This is a genomic window from Luedemannella helvata (assembly GCF_039528415.1).
GTDB classification, from domain to species: Bacteria; Actinomycetota; Actinomycetes; order Mycobacteriales; family Micromonosporaceae; genus Luedemannella; species Luedemannella helvata.
This window is the reverse complement of sequence record NZ_BAAALS010000014.1, coordinates 101,264-117,167: the sequence shown is the minus strand read 5'-3', so window position 1 is coordinate 117,167 and position 15,904 is coordinate 101,264. Positions and strand designations below refer to the sequence as shown.

Genomic DNA, 15,904 nt, shown 5'->3' with positions numbered 1-15,904 from the left:
GTGCCCCTGGCCCTCATCACGAACCGCCCTTCCTACCGTCCTCATTCTCGCCCACGAGCACGCGCCCGGCGCTCGCGGCGACGGCCGCCACGCCGACCGTACCGCGCCTGGCCGCTCCACCCACGCCCACCGCCGCGACATTCGCGTACGAGAAACGGTGATGCTCGCAGGCACCATGCGCATCCAGCGCCGCAGCGTGCTCCGCGGTCGCATAACCCTTGTGCACGGCGAACCCGTACGCCGGAAATTCCCGGTCCAGCTCAACCATCATCCGGTCCCGGGTCACCTTAGCGAGCACGCTCGCCGCGGCGACGCAGGCGGCCACCTGATCACCTTTCCACACCGCGAGGCCGGGCACGCCCAGGCCGTCGACGCGGAAACCGTCGGTGAGGACATAATCCGGGCGTACCGCCAGGCCGGCAAGGGCCCGCCGCATCCCGACGAGGTTGCTCACGTGCAGGCCGCGGGCGTCGACCTCGGCCGGCGGGATGACGATCACGGCGGTGGCGAGCGCACGGGCCATGACCTCGTCGTACACCCGCTCGCGGGCGGCGGGGGTGAGCAGCTTGGAGTCGGCCAGGCCGGGCACCTCGCCCCGGCGGCCCTCCGGCAGGATCGCGGCGGCCACCACGAGCGGGCCGGCGCAGGCCCCGCGGCCCGCCTCGTCGGCCCCGGCCACCAGGCCGAAGCCCCGCCGCTGCAGGGCGCGCTCCAGCGCGTAGAGCCCGCCATCCCGGCGGATCACCGTACGCGACGGCGGCAGCATCACGCCTCCAGGATCTCCCGCAGCACGTCGGCCAGCTCCGCCGGGTAGTACCGCTCGTCGGTGGCGGCCAGCTCGGCGACCGACCACCAGCCGTAATTGTCAATGTACGCGGACTCGATCTCGTCGAACCCGGCGCGGCTGAACGTCCAGGAGGCCTCGGGCGCGTGGGCCACGAAGAACTCCTGCTCCTGCTCGTACCACTCCCCCGCGAATGGGAACTCCGTCACCTGGCGCCACACCGGCCCGGTCAGCTCGGCCGCGGCCAGCGCGAGCCCGGTCTCCTCGCGCAGCTCGCGCACGGCCGCGTCGCGGAAGCTCTCGCCGTCGCCGAGGCCGCCGCCGACCGTGAACCAGTACGTGTGATTGGGCCGGTGAGGGTCACATCCGTGCAGGAGGAGCACCCGTCCGGCGGCGTCGAGCAGCAGGACGCGCGCAGCCCGGCGCCGGGTCCGCTCGCTACGCTCGCTCACGATCGCACAGCCTAGCCGGCCGCCCCGACAGCGACAGCTGTCAACCGCCCGCGGGCGCCGGGATCCCGTCGAATGTGGACGGAACCGTCAACCACGTCGCCGAGGTGAACGGCCAGAACAGCACGAACGCCCGTCCCACGACCGATTCGATCGGGATGGTGGACGCCGTGGCGTCGCCGTTGGTGCGTTTCCACAGCTCGTGCGAGTCGCCGGAGTGCGACCGGTGATCACCCATGACCCACAGGCGTCCGGGCGGGACCACCACATCGAACTTCGTGTCGCTCGGCTCGTCGGTGCCCTGGGCGTCCGAGTACAGGTACGGCGTCTCGTCGAGCGCCTTGCCGTTGACCGTGATCCGGTTCTGCGCGTCGCAGCACACGATGTGGTCGCCGGGCTCGCCGATGACCCGCTTGATGAAGTCTTCCTCGTTCGGGTCGGAGCGCCACTGCATCGGCGCCTTGAACACGATGATCTCGCCCCGGTGAGGGTCGCGGAAGTTGTAGACCAGCTTGTTGACGAGCACCCGGTCGTTGATGTTGAGGGTGTTCTCCATCGACTCGGACGGGATGAAGAACGTCTGTAGGACGAAGGCCCGCACCACGATGGCGACGACGATGGCGACGCCGAGCAGGATGGGCAGCTCGCGCCAGAAGGGCGTACGGGGCTTGGCGGCGGGTTGCTCGTCAATCACCATGGCAGCCTACGACCTCGCGTCCGATAGATACGTGCCGAACGCGCCGATATCGCCAAAGACGCGAGAATCGGCAAACCGAATACCCCGAACGCGGTGGTGTCGACGCTCGGCAGCGGACCCGCGGGCGCCGCGAACGTGTCGGGGACGTTCGCGAAGGTGTCCGGCGTCTCCAGCACCCCCCAGTGTTTCTTGGGCCACACCACGAGGAAGGCCCGGCCGATGACGTCCTTGATCGCCACCGTGCCGCTGCACCGCGAGTCCGAGGAGATCAACCGATGGTCGCCCATCACGAACAGCTGGCCGGGCGGCACCTGGATCTCGTCGATGTTGCGCACCATGCAGGAGTGCTGCTGATTCGGGTCGACCAGCTGCGACGGCTCGTAGACGTAGGGCTCGTCGATCGGCTGGCCGTTGACGACGACCCGTCCCTGGTCGTCACAACAGGAGATCTTGTCACCCGGCAGCCCGATGACCCGCTTGATGAAGTCCTTCTCCTGGGGCTGGCTCAGGCCGATGAGGTCGCTGAGCACCTGCCCGAGCCGGCCGAGTTTCGTGGTCGGCTGCTCGATCGGCGTCTCGTGCTTCCAGCCGCCGTCGCCCTTGAAAACGATGATCTCGCCGCGCTTGATGCCGCGCACCCCGTAGACGACCTTGTTGACCAGCACCCGGTCGTCGATGGCGAGCGTGTTCTCCATGGAGCCGGACGGGATGTAGAAGGCCTGCACGAGGAAGGTGCGGATGAGCACCGCGAGGCAGAACGCCACGACGAGCAGCAGGGGCAGTTCCAGGAACAGCGGCATGGGGCCCCGGCTGCGCGGCCGCTTCGACGGCGGCTCGCGACGCGCGGCGTGCCGGCCGTCCTCGTCGTAGTTGACCTTCCGGGCGATCCGGGACGGCCGGCGCTCGGGCTCGTAGGGCGGCAGGCCGCGGTCCCGCGCTCCCCCACCCTCGGGGTACGACGGACCGGCCGGCGGGTAGCCACGCCCGCCGGCCGGATAGCTGCCCCCGGTGGGGGCGCTCGGCGGTCTGGGCGAGCCGTAGACGGGCGGGCTGGCGGGCACGCCACCCTGGGGCGGGTATTCCGGACGACGACCGCTGGTGGGCGGCTGCGGGCCCGGCGGCGGATAGCCGTACTGCCCCGGACCGTGGCTCGGGTAGCCAGCGGCGCCGTAGCCACCCGGCGCGCCGGGATAGGCCGCGTCGTCCCCGCGGTCCGAGCTGTCGAGCTTGCCGTCCATCACGGGAATCAGGGTAGTTGGCTGCGCGCCGTAGCGACATCCGCCTCAGTGGTGGACGTGAGATCATTTTCCGAAACACCACCGGTCAGCGACCGCCATCCCGTGAAACAACCGACGCGAAACGGCCCCCGGACCGAAGTCCGGGGGCCGTCGAGCGAATCACGGTGATCAGGCGGGCTGCTTCTCGCGGCGCTCCTTGATCTTGGCCTTCTTGCCACGGAGCTCGCGCAGGTAGTAGAGCTTGGCGCGACGCACGTCACCGCGCGTCACGACCTCGATCCGGTCGAGGGCGGGGCTGTTGAGCGGGTAGGTCCGCTCGACGCCGACGCCGAAGCTGACCTTGCGGATCGTGAAGGTCTCCCGCAGACCCGAGCCCTGGCGACGGATGACGACGCCCTGGAAGATCTGGATCCGGGAACGGTTGCCCTCGACAACCCGCACGTGCACCTTGAGCGTGTCGCCGGCGGCGAACCCGGGCAGGTCGGTCCGCAGCGACTGGGCGTCGAGGGCGTCCAGGGTGTTCATCGCATGTCCTAGGGCTCACGGCGCGGCGGTACCGCGCGGAAAACGGTCTTGGGTGAAACTGGCGCGCGGCGGAGCAAGCCACCTGCGGCAACCCCACTACTTTGCCACATCGACCTCTGTTACCGGAAATCCGGGTACCGGATAGCCGGCCGAAGTCAGCGTCGTCACATCGTGCTTGCTCAGCTTAGCGGGGTCGAGCGCGGCCAGCAGGTCGGGCCGGCGCTGCGCCGTGCGGGTGAGCGCCGCCGCCCGCCGCCAGCGCGCGATGCGGCCGTGGTCGCCCGACCGGAGGACGTCCGGCACCTCGCGCCCGCGCCACACGGCCGGCTTGGTGTAGACCGGGGTCTCCAGCAGCCCGTCCGCGTGCGACTCGTCGACCAGGGAGTCCGCGTTGCCGAGCACGCCCGGCAGCAGCCGGGTCACCGCCTCCATGATCACGAGTACGGCGACCTCGCCGCCGAAGAGCACGTAGTCGCCCAGGGAGATCTCGCTCACCCGCCCGCGCGCGGCGGCCTCGTCGAGGACGCGCTGGTCGATGCCCTCGTACCGGCCGCAGGCGAAGACCAGGTGCGACTCGGCCGCCAGTTCGTGGGCCGTCCGCTGGGTGAACAGGGCCCCGGCCGGGCTCGGCACGACCAGGTGCGCGCCCGGGGGAAACACCGCGTCCAGCGCCTCGCCCCACGGCTCGGGCCGCATGACCATGCCCGGACCACCGCCGTACGGGGTGTCGTCCACCGTGCGGTGCACGTCGTGGGTCCAGTCCCGCAGGTCGTGCACGGCGACGTCGAGCAGGCCGGCGGACCGCGCCTTGCCGATGAGCGACAGGTCCAGCGGGGCGAGGTACTCCGGGAAGATCGTCACGATGTCCGCGCGCATCCGGAACCCTCACTAAAGATCAAATAAGCCATCGGGCGGGGTCAGCACGACCCGCCCGGCCGCGATGTCGACCTCGGGGACGATCGCCTTCACGAACGGCACGAGAACCGTCTTGCCACCGGTCAGTCGCACGTGCAGCAGGTCGCTCGCCGGTGCGTGCTCGACGCGGACCACCTCGCCGAGCTTGTCCCCCGCGACGTCGACGGCCGTGAGCCCGATCAGCTGGTGATCGAGAAACTCGTCCGGATCGGACGGCTCGGGCAGATCCGCCGTGTCGACGCACAGCAGCACGCCCCGCAGCCCCTCGGCGACCGTGCGGTCCGCGATGCCCTCGAAGGCCACCAGCAGCCAGCCCTGATGCGGCCGCGCGCTGGCGACCGTCAGCGGGCCGGCCGGCGCCGGATCGGTGATGAGCACCGACCCGGCGGCGAAGCGCGCCTCGGGCTCGTCCGTGCGCGGCTCCACGGAGACTTCCCCGCGGATGCCGTGCGGGCGCCCGACGCGCCCGACCACCACAAGCATCGGAGATCAGTACGCGTCGACGATGTCGACCCGCACGCCCCGGCCACCGACCGAGGTGATCACCTGCCGGAGGGCCTTGGCGGTACGACCGCCGCGACCGATCACGGTGCCCAGGTCCTCGGGGTGCACCCGGACCTCGAGACGCTGCCCACGCCGACCGTCGATCATGCGTACGCGGACGTCGTCGGGGTGGGTGACGATGCCCTTAACCAGGTGCTCCAGTGCCGGCCGGAGCGCCACGTCAGCTCTCCGCACCGGCGTCGGCAACGGCCTGCTCCTCGGACGCGGCCTCGGCCGGAGCCTCGGCAGCCTTCTTCTTGGCCGGGGCCTCCTTCTTGGCCTTCGGCGCCTCGGCGGCGAGACCGGCGGCGGCCTGCGCCTCGGCCTCGTACGTCGCGGTGCGGCTGGCCTTCGGCGCGGCGACCTTCAGCGGCTCGGCCGGAGCCGGCAGGCCCTTGAACTTCTGCCAGTCACCGGTCTTGGAGAGGATCGCCACGACGGGCTCGCTCGGCTGGGCGCCGACGGAGAGCCAGTGCTGCACCCGCTCGGAGTTGACCTCGATGCGCGAGGGCTCCTCCTTCGGGTGGTAGAGACCGACCTGCTCGATCGCCCGACCGTCCCGCTTGGTGCGGGAGTCGGCGACGACGATGCGGTACTGCGGGTTGCGGATCTTGCCCATCCGCAGAAGCCGGATACGAACGGCCACGGTTTTTTCGCTCCTGAGTTGGTAAAGCTGAGCGTGCTTCCCGCGCCCGTGGGGTTGGGTGCGTTGGCTACTCGTGGACTGACGCGCCGGCCGGGTAGAGGGCGCGGACGGCTCGTCGGATACCAGCGAACTATTCTGCCAGATCGGACGGGACGACTCGAACGCAGGCGGCCCAGGACAGGAGAAGTGGCGTTATGGCCCTGCATGTGCGCGGCGTCCTGCTTCCCGAGGACGAGACCCGTGATCTGTGGCTGGTCGGCGATCGGGTCAGCCTGACCCCGGTGGCCGGCGCCACCACGGTGGTCGACGGCGGGTTCATCCTCCCCGGGCTCGTCGACGCGCACTGCCACATCGGCATCCGGCCCGGGGGCGCGCCGATCGAGTCCGTCGCCGAGGCCCGCAAACTCGCCACGGTCGATCGGGACGCCGGCGTGCTGGCGATCCGCGACGCCGGCTCGCCCTACCCGTACCCCGAATTGGATCATGATCCCGACGTGCCGCGGCTGGCCCGCGCGGGGCGACACGTCGCGGCGCCGCGCCGCTACCTGCGCGACATCGGCGTCGAGGTGGGCGACGACCGGGTGGCGGCGGCCGTGCGGGAGCAGGCCGGGCTGGGCACCGGGTGGGTCAAGCTGGTCGGGGACTGGATCTCCCGCGAGGCCGGCGACCTGGCGCCCGCCTGGGACGCCGCCGCGATGGCCGACGCGGTGGCCGCGGCGCACGCGGCGGGCGCCCGGGTGGCGGTGCACACGTTCGCCGAGGAGTCGGTCGCCGCGCTGGTGCGGGCCGGGGTCGACTCGGTCGAGCACGGCACCGGCCTGTCGGGCGACGACATCGCCGAGATGGCCGCGCGCGGCACCGCGCTCGTGCCCACGATGATCAACATCGCGACGTTCGGCTCCATCGCGGAGCGGGCGAAGGACAAATTCCCGGGGTACGCGCGGCACATGCTCGCGCTGCGCGACCGCCACGCGCGGGTGGTCGCCGACGCGTACGCCGCCGGGGTGCCCATCTTCGTCGGCAGTGACGCGGGCGGCGGCATCATGCACGGACGCGCCGCGGACGAGATGATCATGCTGAACTCGGCCGCCGGCATGAGCGCGCCCGACGTGCTGGCCGCCGCGTCCTGGGGCGCCCGGGCGTGGCTCGGCTTCCCGGGCCTCGTGGAGGGCGGGCTGGCCGACCTGGTCGCGTACCCGAGCGACCCCCGTCGCGATCTCGGGGTCGTCCGCGCCCCCTCGCGCATCATCTTGCGCGGACGCGTTATTCGATAGCCCCACTTCGATATTTGGGGCACCTCGCACACCACTCTCTGTGAAAGCATGGTCGCCGGAGGTGTGCGCCATGCCGGAATGGAGACAACGCAGGCCACATATGGGCGGACCTCGGCCGGATGGCGCGCCCGCGTGAGCCGGCCGGTGATCCTCATCAACGGCCTGCCCGGCGCCGGTAAGACGACCCTCGGGCGCGGCCTGTCCCGCCTGCTGCGCCTGCCCTTGTTCAGCAAGGACGTCATCAAGGAGGCGCACGCCGACGTGCTCGGCGTCGACGCGCCCGACGAACGCCCCCAGCCGGCGTGGAACCAGGCGCTCGGCGCCGCGGCCACGGAGACCATGTGGGCGCTGCTGCGCCACGCGAACGGCGGCGCTATCTGCGACAGCGCCTGGCTGCCCAACACCCGGGACCTCGTCGTGCGCGGGCTGCGCCGGGCCAACGTGGCGCCCGCGGACATCCTGGAGATCTGGTGCGAGGTGCCCGCTGCCCTCGCCCGGCGCCGCTTCGAGGCCCGCGCCCCCAGCCGCCACCCCATCCACGGCCAACAGGTCGGCCTCGACCGCAAGTGGGCCACCTGGCAGGCCGAGGCCGGCCCGCTGGCGTTCGGTGACGTCCTCCAGGTCGACACCACCCGTGAGGTCGACATCGACGCCCTGGCGGCCGAGGTGCGCGACCGGGTGCTCGCCGGCGGAACGTCCGCGTCACGGTAGGCGGCTAAACTCCGCGCTCGTGACGGGGACATGGCCCGCGGGCCGGTTGGTGCTGCGGCGCCACTTCATGCGCGACAACCTGCTCGCCCGCGTGTGGGCCGGCCGGGTCGCCGCCGACGACGACACCGGACTGTGGCTCTGGATCGCCACGGGCAGCGACTACCGCGACATCGGGGCTGCCGACGGGCGCGCCTTCCGCGAGGTTCCGTTCGGCGAGTGGGGACGCACCGGGAAGGCGCTGAAGTCGTTGACCTGGCGCAACGACGTGCTCATGCTGCACCCGCGCGCCGGGGCGTACTCGCTGTGGTTCTTCTTCTCCCCGACCGGGGACTTCACGGGCTGGTACGTCAACCTGGAGGAGCCGGTCACGCGGTGGGACGACGGCGCGGCGGCCGGCATCGACACGGTCGACCAGGACCTCGACATCGTCGTGGCGCCCGATCGCACCTGGCGGTGGAAGGACGAGGACGAGTTCGCCGACCACCTCGCCCACCCGGACATCTACTGGGTCGACGACCCCGAGTCGGTGTGGGCGGAGGGAAAACGGGTCGTGGGCCTCATCGAGTCGGCCGCCTTCCCCTTCGACGGCACGGGCTGCGACTTCCGCCCGTCCCCATCGTGGACGGCGCCGACCTCCCTACCGGCAGGCTGGGACAGGCCACGCGCGTAGGAAGTCCGCCGCCGAGAATGGCCCTACCGAATTCGGCATCCCATTCGGTAGGTAACTGCCCTTTGGCGCTTTCATTGGCCGGCTGTTTTCTGGGGTCATTCCAGGCTGGTGAGCTGCATTGATGTATTCAATTCTGTAAGTTCCAGGACCTGGTCTTGGGCCTTAGCCCCGCCGCCCTGCGCAAACCCGATCGCGCACCCACTGTCTGATCAGTCAGAGACTTCTCGCCGTCTTCAGCGGGCGCTCAGAATTCATGAACGCCTATCCGTAGAGGTGACCCATGTCGACCGCGACCGAACGCGCACTCATCGCCACGCCGGCGCCGGTGCGCTGGCGAGTTGGCCATGCCGGTTTCGTGGTGGCCGCCTGGCTCGCCGTGGTCGGCACGGCGCTGCTGGTGCGGCCGGGCGACGCCATCCGGCCATACGCGCTGTTCGCCCACCTGATCAGCCTCGCCGTCGGGTTCGGCGCGGTGCTCTGCGTCGAGCTCTACAGCCTCGCCTGGCTTGCCCGGCGTACGACGCTGGAGCGGGTCACCACCCTGGCTCTCACCCTCGATCCGCTCATCTGGCTGGGCCTCGTCGGGCTGGCCGGCAGCGGCCTGCTGCTCGGCCCGAACCTGGCCCGCCCGCTCACGGCCGTCAAGATGGCCCTGGTGCTCGTGGTGGGCCTCAACGGCGTACGCGCCCGGCGCCTGGGCCACGACCTGCGCGGGCTGCTCGACGAGCACACCGCGAGCCTGGGCCGGCACGCGGCCGGGCGGCGGGTGAACCCGGACGCCGCCGTCGCCCTCGAGGTGGGCGCGCCCCCCGAGGCGGTCGCGCCGGCCGCGGCCTCCCCGAAGGTACCCATGAGGATTTTCCTCCGGGCGGCGAGCATCTCGGCCGTGTCCCAGGCCGCGTGGTGGGGTGCCGCCGTGATCGGGTTCCTGACCACGACGGGCCGGTAGCTACTTCTCCGGCCTCTTGTACTTCGAGAAGTCGAGGTTCGGCAGCTTCAGGCCGGGCGGCAGGCCGCCGGCTCCGTCCAGGGCGCCCGGGTCCAGGCCCGGCGGCAACTGCGGCATGCCGGGGGGCATGCCGCCCGGCAGCGCGGCGCGCCCGGGACGGCCGCCCGAGCCCTTGCCGCCCTTGCGCTTGTTCTTGGGCGACTTCGTGGCCTTGCGGCGGCCGGGCATGCCCATCATCGGGCCCATCTGCTTCATCATCTTCTGCGCGTCGGCGAAGCGGTTGAGCAGCTGGTTGACGTCCATGACGGTGACGCCGGAACCGTTGGCGATGCGCAGGCGGCGCGAGCCGTTGATGATCTTCGGGTCGTTGCGCTCGCCGGGGGTCATCGACCGGATGATCGCGGTGACCTTGTCGAAGTGCTTGTCGTCCAGCTCGGCTAGCTGGTCCTTCATCTGACCCATGCCGGGCAGCATGCCGAGCAGGTTGCTGATGGGACCCATCCGGCGTACGGCGATGAGCTGGTCGAGGAAGTCGTCCAGGGTGAAGGTCTGGCCGCCCATGAGCTTGGCGGCCATCTTCTCCTTCTGGTCGGCGTCGAACGCCGACTCGGCCTGCTCGATGAGCGTGAGCATGTCGCCCATGCCGAGGATCCGGCTGGCCATCCGGTCGGGGTGGAAGACGTCGAAGTCCTCCAACTTCTCGCCGGTCGAGGCGAACAGGATCGGCGAGCCGGTGACCTCGCGGACGGACAGGGCGGCACCGCCGCGCGCGTCGCCGTCGAGCTTGGAGAGCACGACGCCGGTGATGCCGACGCCGTCGCGGAAGGCCTCGGCCGTGGCCACCGCGTCCTGACCGACCATGGCGTCGATGACGAAGATGACCTCGTCGGGCTGCACCGCGTCGCGGATGTTCGCCGCCTGCCGCATCATCTCGGCGTCGATGCCCAACCGGCCGGCGGTGTCGACGATCACGATGTCGCGCATGGTGCGCCGGGCGTGCTCGATCGAGTCCCTGGCGACCTGGACGGGATCGCCGACGCCGTTGCCCGGCTGCGGGGCGTACACCTCGACGCCCGCCCGGCCGCCGAGCACCTGGAGCTGGTTGACCGCGTTGGGTCGCTGCAGGTCACATGCGACGAGCAGCGGCTGGTGGCCCAGGCCCTTGAGGTGGCGGGCCAGCTTGCCGGCCAGCGTCGTCTTACCGGAACCCTGGAGACCGGCGAGCATGATCACGGTCGGCGGGTGCTTGGCGAACTGCAACCGCCGCGCCTCGCCGCCGAGGACGTTGACCAGCTCCTCGTGCACGATCTTGATGACCTGCTGGGCGGGGTTGAGCGCCGCGTGCACGTCCGCGCCGCGAGCGCGCTCCTTGAGCCGGGCGATGAACGCCTTCACCACGGGCAGCGCGACGTCGGCCTCCAGCAGCGCGAGACGGATCTCACGCGCGGTCGCGTCGATGTCAGCGTCGGTGAGCCGGCCCTTGCCCTTGAGCTTGGCGAAGATCCCGGTCAGGCGGTCGCTCAGCGTGTCAAACACGGCAGATTATCCCCACAAGTCTGATTCGGCTCGGTCGGCACGCGCCCGACCCCCTCACAGGGTAGCCGCCGCCCGCCGCGCGCCCCGACTCCGTACCCAAAGATCAAGATCATTACGAGTACGCCCGGGAGGGCGGGCACTCCGGGCGCGCATGTGGCCGGTGGAGGGAGTCCGCCGAGCCGCCAAAGGCATGACTTTGGCGACGGCGAGCGGCCCGCACCTCACCAAAAGCATGACTATGGCGGCGGCAAGCGGCCCGCGCCACGCCAAAAGCACGACTTTGGCGGCGGCGCGCGACCCCGACCTCGCCAAAGACACGACTATGGCGACGGCAAGCAGCCCGCGCCACGCCAAAGACACGACTATGGCGACGGCAAGCAGCCCGCGCCACACCAAAAGCACGACTATGGCGAACCCGAACGGCCTGCGCCTCACCAAAAGCATGACTTTGGCGGCGGCAAGCGGCCCGCGCCTCACCAAAAGCACGACTTTGGCGAACCCGAACGGCCTGCGCCTCACCAAAAGCATGACTTTGGCGGCGGCAAGCGGCCCGCGCCTCACCAAAAGCACGACTATGGCGGCGGCGAGCGACCCCGACCTCGCCAAAGGCACGACTTTGGCGACGGCGAGCAGCCCGCGCCACGCCAAAGGCACGACTATGGCGAGGGAGAGCGTGGGACACGCCACCAAAAGCGCGACTTTGGCGAAGGTGAGCGCCTTCCACGCCACCAAAAGCGCGACATTGGCGAGCGGGAGAGTGCGGACCCGCCGGCGCGGAACAGCCACAACGCTGCACGGAGGCGCGTAGGGGTCAGCCCGGGGCCGCCGCCGCCAGCATGGCTCGTTCGATGCGGGCGCGGGCGTCCGGGTCGCTCCAGTCGCCGTTGAGGTAGAACGCGTCCACGACGTCCGCCCCCAGGGTCGAGATGCGGGCCGCCCGGATGTCCGCGCCCGTCTCCTCCAGCGCCCGGGCGATCCGGAACAGCAGTCCGACGTCGTCGCCGGCGCGCAGTTCGAGGATCGTGGCGTCCGTGGCGCCGTCGACCGCCCACACGACGCGCGGCGGTGGGGGTGGGGTGCCGCCGCGGCTCGCGGAGCGCTGGCGGCTGGCCCGGGCGCGCGCGGCCAGGGCGTCGTCGACCCGCAGTTCGCCGCTGACGGCGCGGCGCACGTCGCCGACGAGGCGTTCGCGGTCCGGGCCGGTCGCGTCGCGGGGCTGCACGCGGCAGACCACGACCGCCACCGCGCGGTCGATGTCGCCGCCCACCGGCACGGTCGTGGCGTCCACGGACACGACGTCGAGGCGGTGCAGGGTGAGGCAGCCGGCCACGGCGGCGAGCAGGCCGGGCCGGTCGTGGGCGGCGACGACCACCCGGTCGGGTGCCAGTTCGACCGCGGGCAGGGCGCCTGCGGCGAGGGCGGCGAAGCGGGCGTCCGTGGCCGGCGGCGGGGACACGACGCCGCTCTCCAGCGCCGTACGGACCCGGTGGACGAGGTCGGCGACGAGCCGTTCCTTCCAGGCCGACCAGGCGGCCGGGCCGGTCGCGGCGGCGTCGGCACGGCTGAGGGCGTGCAGCAGGTCGAGGGTCTCCACGTCGCGTACGCAGTCGACGACGTGGCGGACCGTCTCCGGGTCGGCGAGGTCGCGGCGGGTGGCGACCTCGGGCAGCAGCAGGTGCCAGCGCACGAGCGTGCCGATGACGTCGGCGTCCGACTGCGGCAACCCGATCGACAACGCCAGGCGCGTCGCGACGTCGACGCCGACGATGGAGTGGTCGCCGGGCAGGCCCTTGCCGATGTCGTGCAGCAGGGCGCCGATGCTGAGCAGGTCGGGGCGGGAGACGTCGCGGGCGAAGCGGGCGGCGTGGCCGACGGTCTCGATGAGGTGGCGGTCGAGCGTGTACCGGTGGACCGGGTTGTGTTGCGGGGCGCTGCGGATGCGGGCCCACTCGGGCAGCCACGTGCTGACGAGCCCGAACCGGTCGCAGGCCTCCCACGTCTCGACGAGTGCCGGGCCGGAGCCGAGGAGCTGGGCGAACGCCACGCGCGCCGGCGCCGGCCAGGGGCGCGGCAGCGGCGGGCAGCGCCGGGCGAGCCATTCGAGGGTGCCGGGCGAGATGCGCAGCCCGTTGCGGGCCGCGGCCGCCGCCACGCGCAGCGACAGGGTCGGGTCGACCATCGGGGTGACGGCCGCCCGGGCGAGGACGACCTCGCCGTCCTGGGCGACCACGTCGGGCGCGACCGGCACACGTACGGCCGGGGTTGTCCTTCGCGGACCGCGACGCTGCACGGCCAGCCAGCGTTCCGCGGCCCGCAGGGCGTCGTCGACGGCGTACGCGATCGCGCGGGCGTCGTCGGTGACCCGGCGGCGCAGCGCGTCGCCACCGCCGGGAAGCTCCAGCATGGCGCTGACCTCGGCGAGGTCCTGCGCGAAGAGGCGGTCGCGGCGGCGGCCGGCGACGAGGTGCAGGGCGTCGCGCGCGTCGAGCAGGCGGGTGTAGGCGGCGCGTACGGGCGGCCGCCAGGCGTCGGCGACCTGGGCGTACCCGACGCCGCGCAGGACGCGCACGTCGCGCAGGCCGCCGCGGGCCTCCTTGATGTCGCCGTCGAGCAGGAACGCCAGCTCGCCCTGCACCCGCCAGCGGTGCGTGGTCAGCTCGCGCAGCATGGGCAGGTGGTGGCGGGCCTTCTGGCGCCACTGGGCGAGCGTGAGGTCGCGCAGTTGCGCGGTCAGGTCCGCCGACCCGGTGAGGTGGCGCCCGTCGAGCAGGCCGAGCCCGGCCTTCGTGTCCTCGGCGGCGACGCTGAGCGCCTCGTCGAGGGTGCGTACGGAGTGGTCGAGGGTCAGCCCGGCGTCCCAGATGGGATACCAGATCTTCTCGGCGATGGCGCCGATCTCGCGGACGCCCCGGTGGACGAGCACGAGGTCCAGGTCGGCGTAGGGCGCCATCTCCACCCGGCCCAGGCCGCCGAGCGCGACGAGGGCGACCTGGTCGGCGGCGTCGCCCACCCCGGCCTGCGACAGCGCGGCTTCGAACAGATCGGAGAGCCAGACGTCGAGCGCCGCCGCACGCTGCTCGCGTGCGGCGGCGCCAACGCCGGTTCGACCGATCATGGATTTGGGGTCGGACTCCACGGGGTTCGGGTCTCCATATCCATGATCAAGAATGGTCAGGGCTAGAGCGCGTCGAGCCCGCGCTCGCCGGTGCGGACCCGGATCACCTCGTCCACCGAGGACACCCAGACCTTGCCGTCGCCGATCTTGCCAGTACGGGAGGCGCTGACCACGGCGTCAACGACCTTCTCCACATCGATCTCGTCGATGAGGACCTCAACCCGGATCTTGGGCAGGAACTCCACCGTGTACTCGGCACCCCGGTACACCTCGGTGTGGCCCTTCTGCCGCCCGTATCCCTGAACCTCGCTGACGGTCATGCCCGCCACGCCCATGGCGTGCAGAGCCTCCTTGACCGCATCGAGCTGGTGCGGCTTGATGACCGCGGTCACCAGCTTCATGCTCAACCCCTCCATTTCGAGGACGCTCCGTCGACCTTAGCCTGCAACCTTTTCGGCGGGGGTATCCGCCGAAGACTCCGGAGCTGCCCCGGAGGGGGAGATGCCCGCGAGGGCGAAGGCGCCGGCACTGCTGCCGCCGCCGGCCGGCGAGGTGTCGTACGCGCTCTCCGCGTGCTCGGCCACGTCGATGCCCTCGACCTCGGCCTCCGCCGAGACCCGGAACCCGATCGTGTACTTGACCGCCAGGGCGAGGACCGCCGCGATCACGAACGAGTACACCGTGACGATGCCGCTGGCCTCGAACTGCCGCAGCAGCTGCGCGCCGCCGCCGCCGTAGAACAGGCCGTTGTCGGCGCCCAGCGCGTCGGTGATCGCGCCGTTGACGGCGTCGTTGGCGAAGAAGCCCAGCGCCAGCGAGCCGATCCAGCCACCGACGAAGTGGACCGCGACCACGTCGAGCGAGTCGTCGAAGCCCAGCTTGTACTTCAGCGCCACGGCCAGCGAGCAGACCGCACCGGCCACGATGCCGAGCACCACGGCGTAGACCGGCGAGATGAAGCCACAGGCCGGGGTGATGGCGACCAGACCCGCGACCGCGCCGGAGGAGGCGCCGACGAGGGTCGGCTTGCCGTCGCGGATCCACTCGACCAGGATCCAGCCGAGCAGCGCGGCAGCCGTGGCGACCTGCGTGTTGACGAAGGCGACCGCGGTGGTGCCGTCGACCGTCAGCTCGGAGCCGGCGTTGAAGCCGAACCAGCCGAACCACAGCAGGCCGGCGCCGAGGGCCACGAACGGCACGTTGTGCGGCTTGAAGCTCTCCTTCGGCCAGCCGACGCGCTTACCGAGCACGAGCGCCACGGCCAGGGCCGCCGCACCGGCGTTGATGTGGACCGCCGTGCCACCGGCGAAGTCCAGCGCGTGGATCTCGGCGCCGATGAAGCCGCCGCCCCAGACCCAGTGGGCGACCGGCACGTACACGAGGGTGAACCAGCCGAACGCGAACACGAGCCAGCCGGCGAACTTCGTCCGGTCCGACATCGCGCCGCTGATCAGGGCGACCGTGATGATGGCGAACATCATCTGGAAGCCCATGAACGCGTAGACCGGGATGCCGGTGGTGCCCCAGATCTCGGCGAAGATCGTGTCGGTCTTGTCGCCGGTGTACTGGGTGAAGCTACCGATGAACTTGTTGAGGCCCTCACCGTCGTTGCTGCCGAAGGCGAGCGAGAAGCCGTACAGGAGCCAGAGCACGGAGATGAGCCCGATGGACGAGAAGCTCATCATCATCATGTTGAGCACGCTCTTGGACCGGTTCAGGCCACCGTAGAAGAAAGCCAGCCCCGGCGTCATGAGCAAAACGAGTGCAGACGATACCAACAGCCAGGCAGAGTTACCTGTGTCGATCGTCGGTGCTTCAGCGAGCAGGAGCACGCTGCCCCTCCTTGGATTGA

18 protein-coding genes are annotated in these 15,904 nt (G+C 71.2%); 5 read left to right on the top strand and 13 right to left on the bottom strand.

Annotation, left to right across the window (positions count from 1 at the left end):
- Positions 1-16 precede the first annotated feature (16 nt).
- The 9 genes from ABD191_RS15920 to rpsP all read right to left on the bottom strand — a co-directional run bounded on the left by ABD191_RS15920 (position 17) and on the right by rpsP (position 5,797).
- Positions 17-766 (bottom strand): ribonuclease HII, encoded by a 750-nt coding sequence (locus ABD191_RS15920; protein ID WP_344082367.1) that lies wholly within the window; start codon positions 764-766, stop codon positions 17-19.
- A complete protein-coding gene (locus ABD191_RS15915) occupies positions 766-1,236 on the bottom strand; it encodes an NUDIX hydrolase (protein WP_344082271.1) in 471 nt (156 codons plus the stop codon). Before ABD191_RS15915 ends, ABD191_RS15920 begins: the two co-directional genes overlap by 1 nt.
- Before the next feature lie 40 nt (positions 1,237-1,276).
- Positions 1,277-1,927, bottom strand: coding sequence for a signal peptidase I (gene lepB, locus ABD191_RS15910; protein WP_344082269.1), 651 nt, complete (start codon positions 1,925-1,927; stop codon positions 1,277-1,279).
- Positions 1,924-2,730: a signal peptidase I gene (gene lepB, locus ABD191_RS15905; protein WP_344082365.1), complete on the bottom strand. Its 807-nt coding sequence runs from the start codon at positions 2,728-2,730 to the stop codon at positions 1,924-1,926. Before lepB (ABD191_RS15905) ends, lepB (ABD191_RS15910) begins: the two co-directional genes overlap by 4 nt.
- A gap of 606 nt (positions 2,731-3,336) precedes the next feature.
- Positions 3,337-3,693, bottom strand: coding sequence for a 50S ribosomal protein L19 (rplS, locus tag ABD191_RS15900; protein WP_344082267.1), 357 nt, complete (start codon positions 3,691-3,693; stop codon positions 3,337-3,339).
- Between the two features lie 96 nt (positions 3,694-3,789).
- On the bottom strand, positions 3,790-4,569 hold the full coding sequence (gene trmD, locus ABD191_RS15895; protein WP_344082265.1) for a tRNA (guanosine(37)-N1)-methyltransferase TrmD: 780 nt from the start codon (positions 4,567-4,569) through the stop codon (positions 3,790-3,792).
- 12 nt (positions 4,570-4,581) lie between these two features.
- Complete coding sequence (rimM, locus tag ABD191_RS15890) at positions 4,582-5,091, bottom strand: ribosome maturation factor RimM (protein ID WP_344082263.1); 510 nt, start codon at positions 5,089-5,091, stop codon at positions 4,582-4,584.
- 6 nt (positions 5,092-5,097) lie between these two features.
- Positions 5,098-5,331: an RNA-binding protein gene (locus ABD191_RS15885; RefSeq protein WP_344082261.1), complete on the bottom strand. Its 234-nt coding sequence runs from the start codon at positions 5,329-5,331 to the stop codon at positions 5,098-5,100.
- 1 nt (position 5,332) lies between these two features.
- Positions 5,333-5,797 carry a 30S ribosomal protein S16 gene (rpsP, locus tag ABD191_RS15880; RefSeq protein ID WP_344082259.1) on the bottom strand — a complete coding sequence of 155 codons (465 nt, stop codon included), beginning with the start codon at positions 5,795-5,797 and terminating at the stop codon, positions 5,333-5,335.
- A 194-nt stretch (positions 5,798-5,991) separates the two neighbouring features.
- On the opposite strand from rpsP, the gene ABD191_RS15875 reads away from it, so the two are divergent.
- From ABD191_RS15875 to ABD191_RS15860, 4 genes are all read left to right on the top strand, one after another.
- The gene (locus tag ABD191_RS15875; protein ID WP_344082257.1) at positions 5,992-7,071 is read left to right on the top strand and encodes an amidohydrolase family protein; all 1,080 of its coding nucleotides are present in this window, start codon (positions 5,992-5,994) and stop codon (positions 7,069-7,071) included.
- 132 nt (positions 7,072-7,203) lie between these two features.
- The gene (locus ABD191_RS15870) at positions 7,204-7,782 is read left to right on the top strand and encodes a P-loop nucleotide/nucleoside kinase family protein (protein ID WP_344082255.1); all 579 of its coding nucleotides are present in this window, start codon (positions 7,204-7,206) and stop codon (positions 7,780-7,782) included.
- A 19-nt stretch (positions 7,783-7,801) separates the two neighbouring features.
- Positions 7,802-8,452 (top strand): ribonuclease FAU-1 family protein, encoded by a 651-nt coding sequence (locus ABD191_RS15865; RefSeq protein ID WP_344082253.1) that lies wholly within the window; start codon positions 7,802-7,804, stop codon positions 8,450-8,452.
- A gap of 280 nt (positions 8,453-8,732) precedes the next feature.
- Positions 8,733-9,401, top strand: coding sequence for a hypothetical protein (locus ABD191_RS15860; protein ID WP_344082251.1), 669 nt, complete (start codon positions 8,733-8,735; stop codon positions 9,399-9,401).
- Here the strand turns inward: ABD191_RS15860 and ffh are convergent, their stop codons facing one another.
- Positions 9,402-10,937, bottom strand: a complete 1,536-nt coding sequence (ffh, locus tag ABD191_RS15855) for a signal recognition particle protein (protein ID WP_344082249.1) — start codon at positions 10,935-10,937, stop codon at positions 9,402-9,404.
- A 190-nt stretch (positions 10,938-11,127) separates the two neighbouring features.
- Between ffh and ABD191_RS15850 the strand changes: the two genes are divergently transcribed.
- Positions 11,128-11,745 (top strand): hypothetical protein, encoded by a 618-nt coding sequence (locus ABD191_RS15850; protein ID WP_344082247.1) that lies wholly within the window; start codon positions 11,128-11,130, stop codon positions 11,743-11,745.
- A 3-nt stretch (positions 11,746-11,748) separates the two neighbouring features.
- Here the strand turns inward: ABD191_RS15850 and ABD191_RS15845 are convergent, their stop codons facing one another.
- The 3 genes from ABD191_RS15845 to ABD191_RS15835 all read right to left on the bottom strand — a co-directional run bounded on the left by ABD191_RS15845 (position 11,749) and on the right by ABD191_RS15835 (position 15,884).
- Complete coding sequence (locus ABD191_RS15845; protein ID WP_344082244.1) at positions 11,749-14,052, bottom strand: [protein-PII] uridylyltransferase; 2,304 nt, start codon at positions 14,050-14,052, stop codon at positions 11,749-11,751.
- 62 nt (positions 14,053-14,114) lie between these two features.
- Positions 14,115-14,453 carry a P-II family nitrogen regulator gene (locus ABD191_RS15840; protein ID WP_344082242.1) on the bottom strand — a complete coding sequence of 113 codons (339 nt, stop codon included), beginning with the start codon at positions 14,451-14,453 and terminating at the stop codon, positions 14,115-14,117.
- Positions 14,454-14,489: 36 nt separating this feature from the next.
- Positions 14,490-15,884 (bottom strand): ammonium transporter, encoded by a 1,395-nt coding sequence (locus tag ABD191_RS15835; RefSeq protein WP_344082240.1) that lies wholly within the window; start codon positions 15,882-15,884, stop codon positions 14,490-14,492.
- Positions 15,885-15,904: the final 20 nt, after the last annotated feature.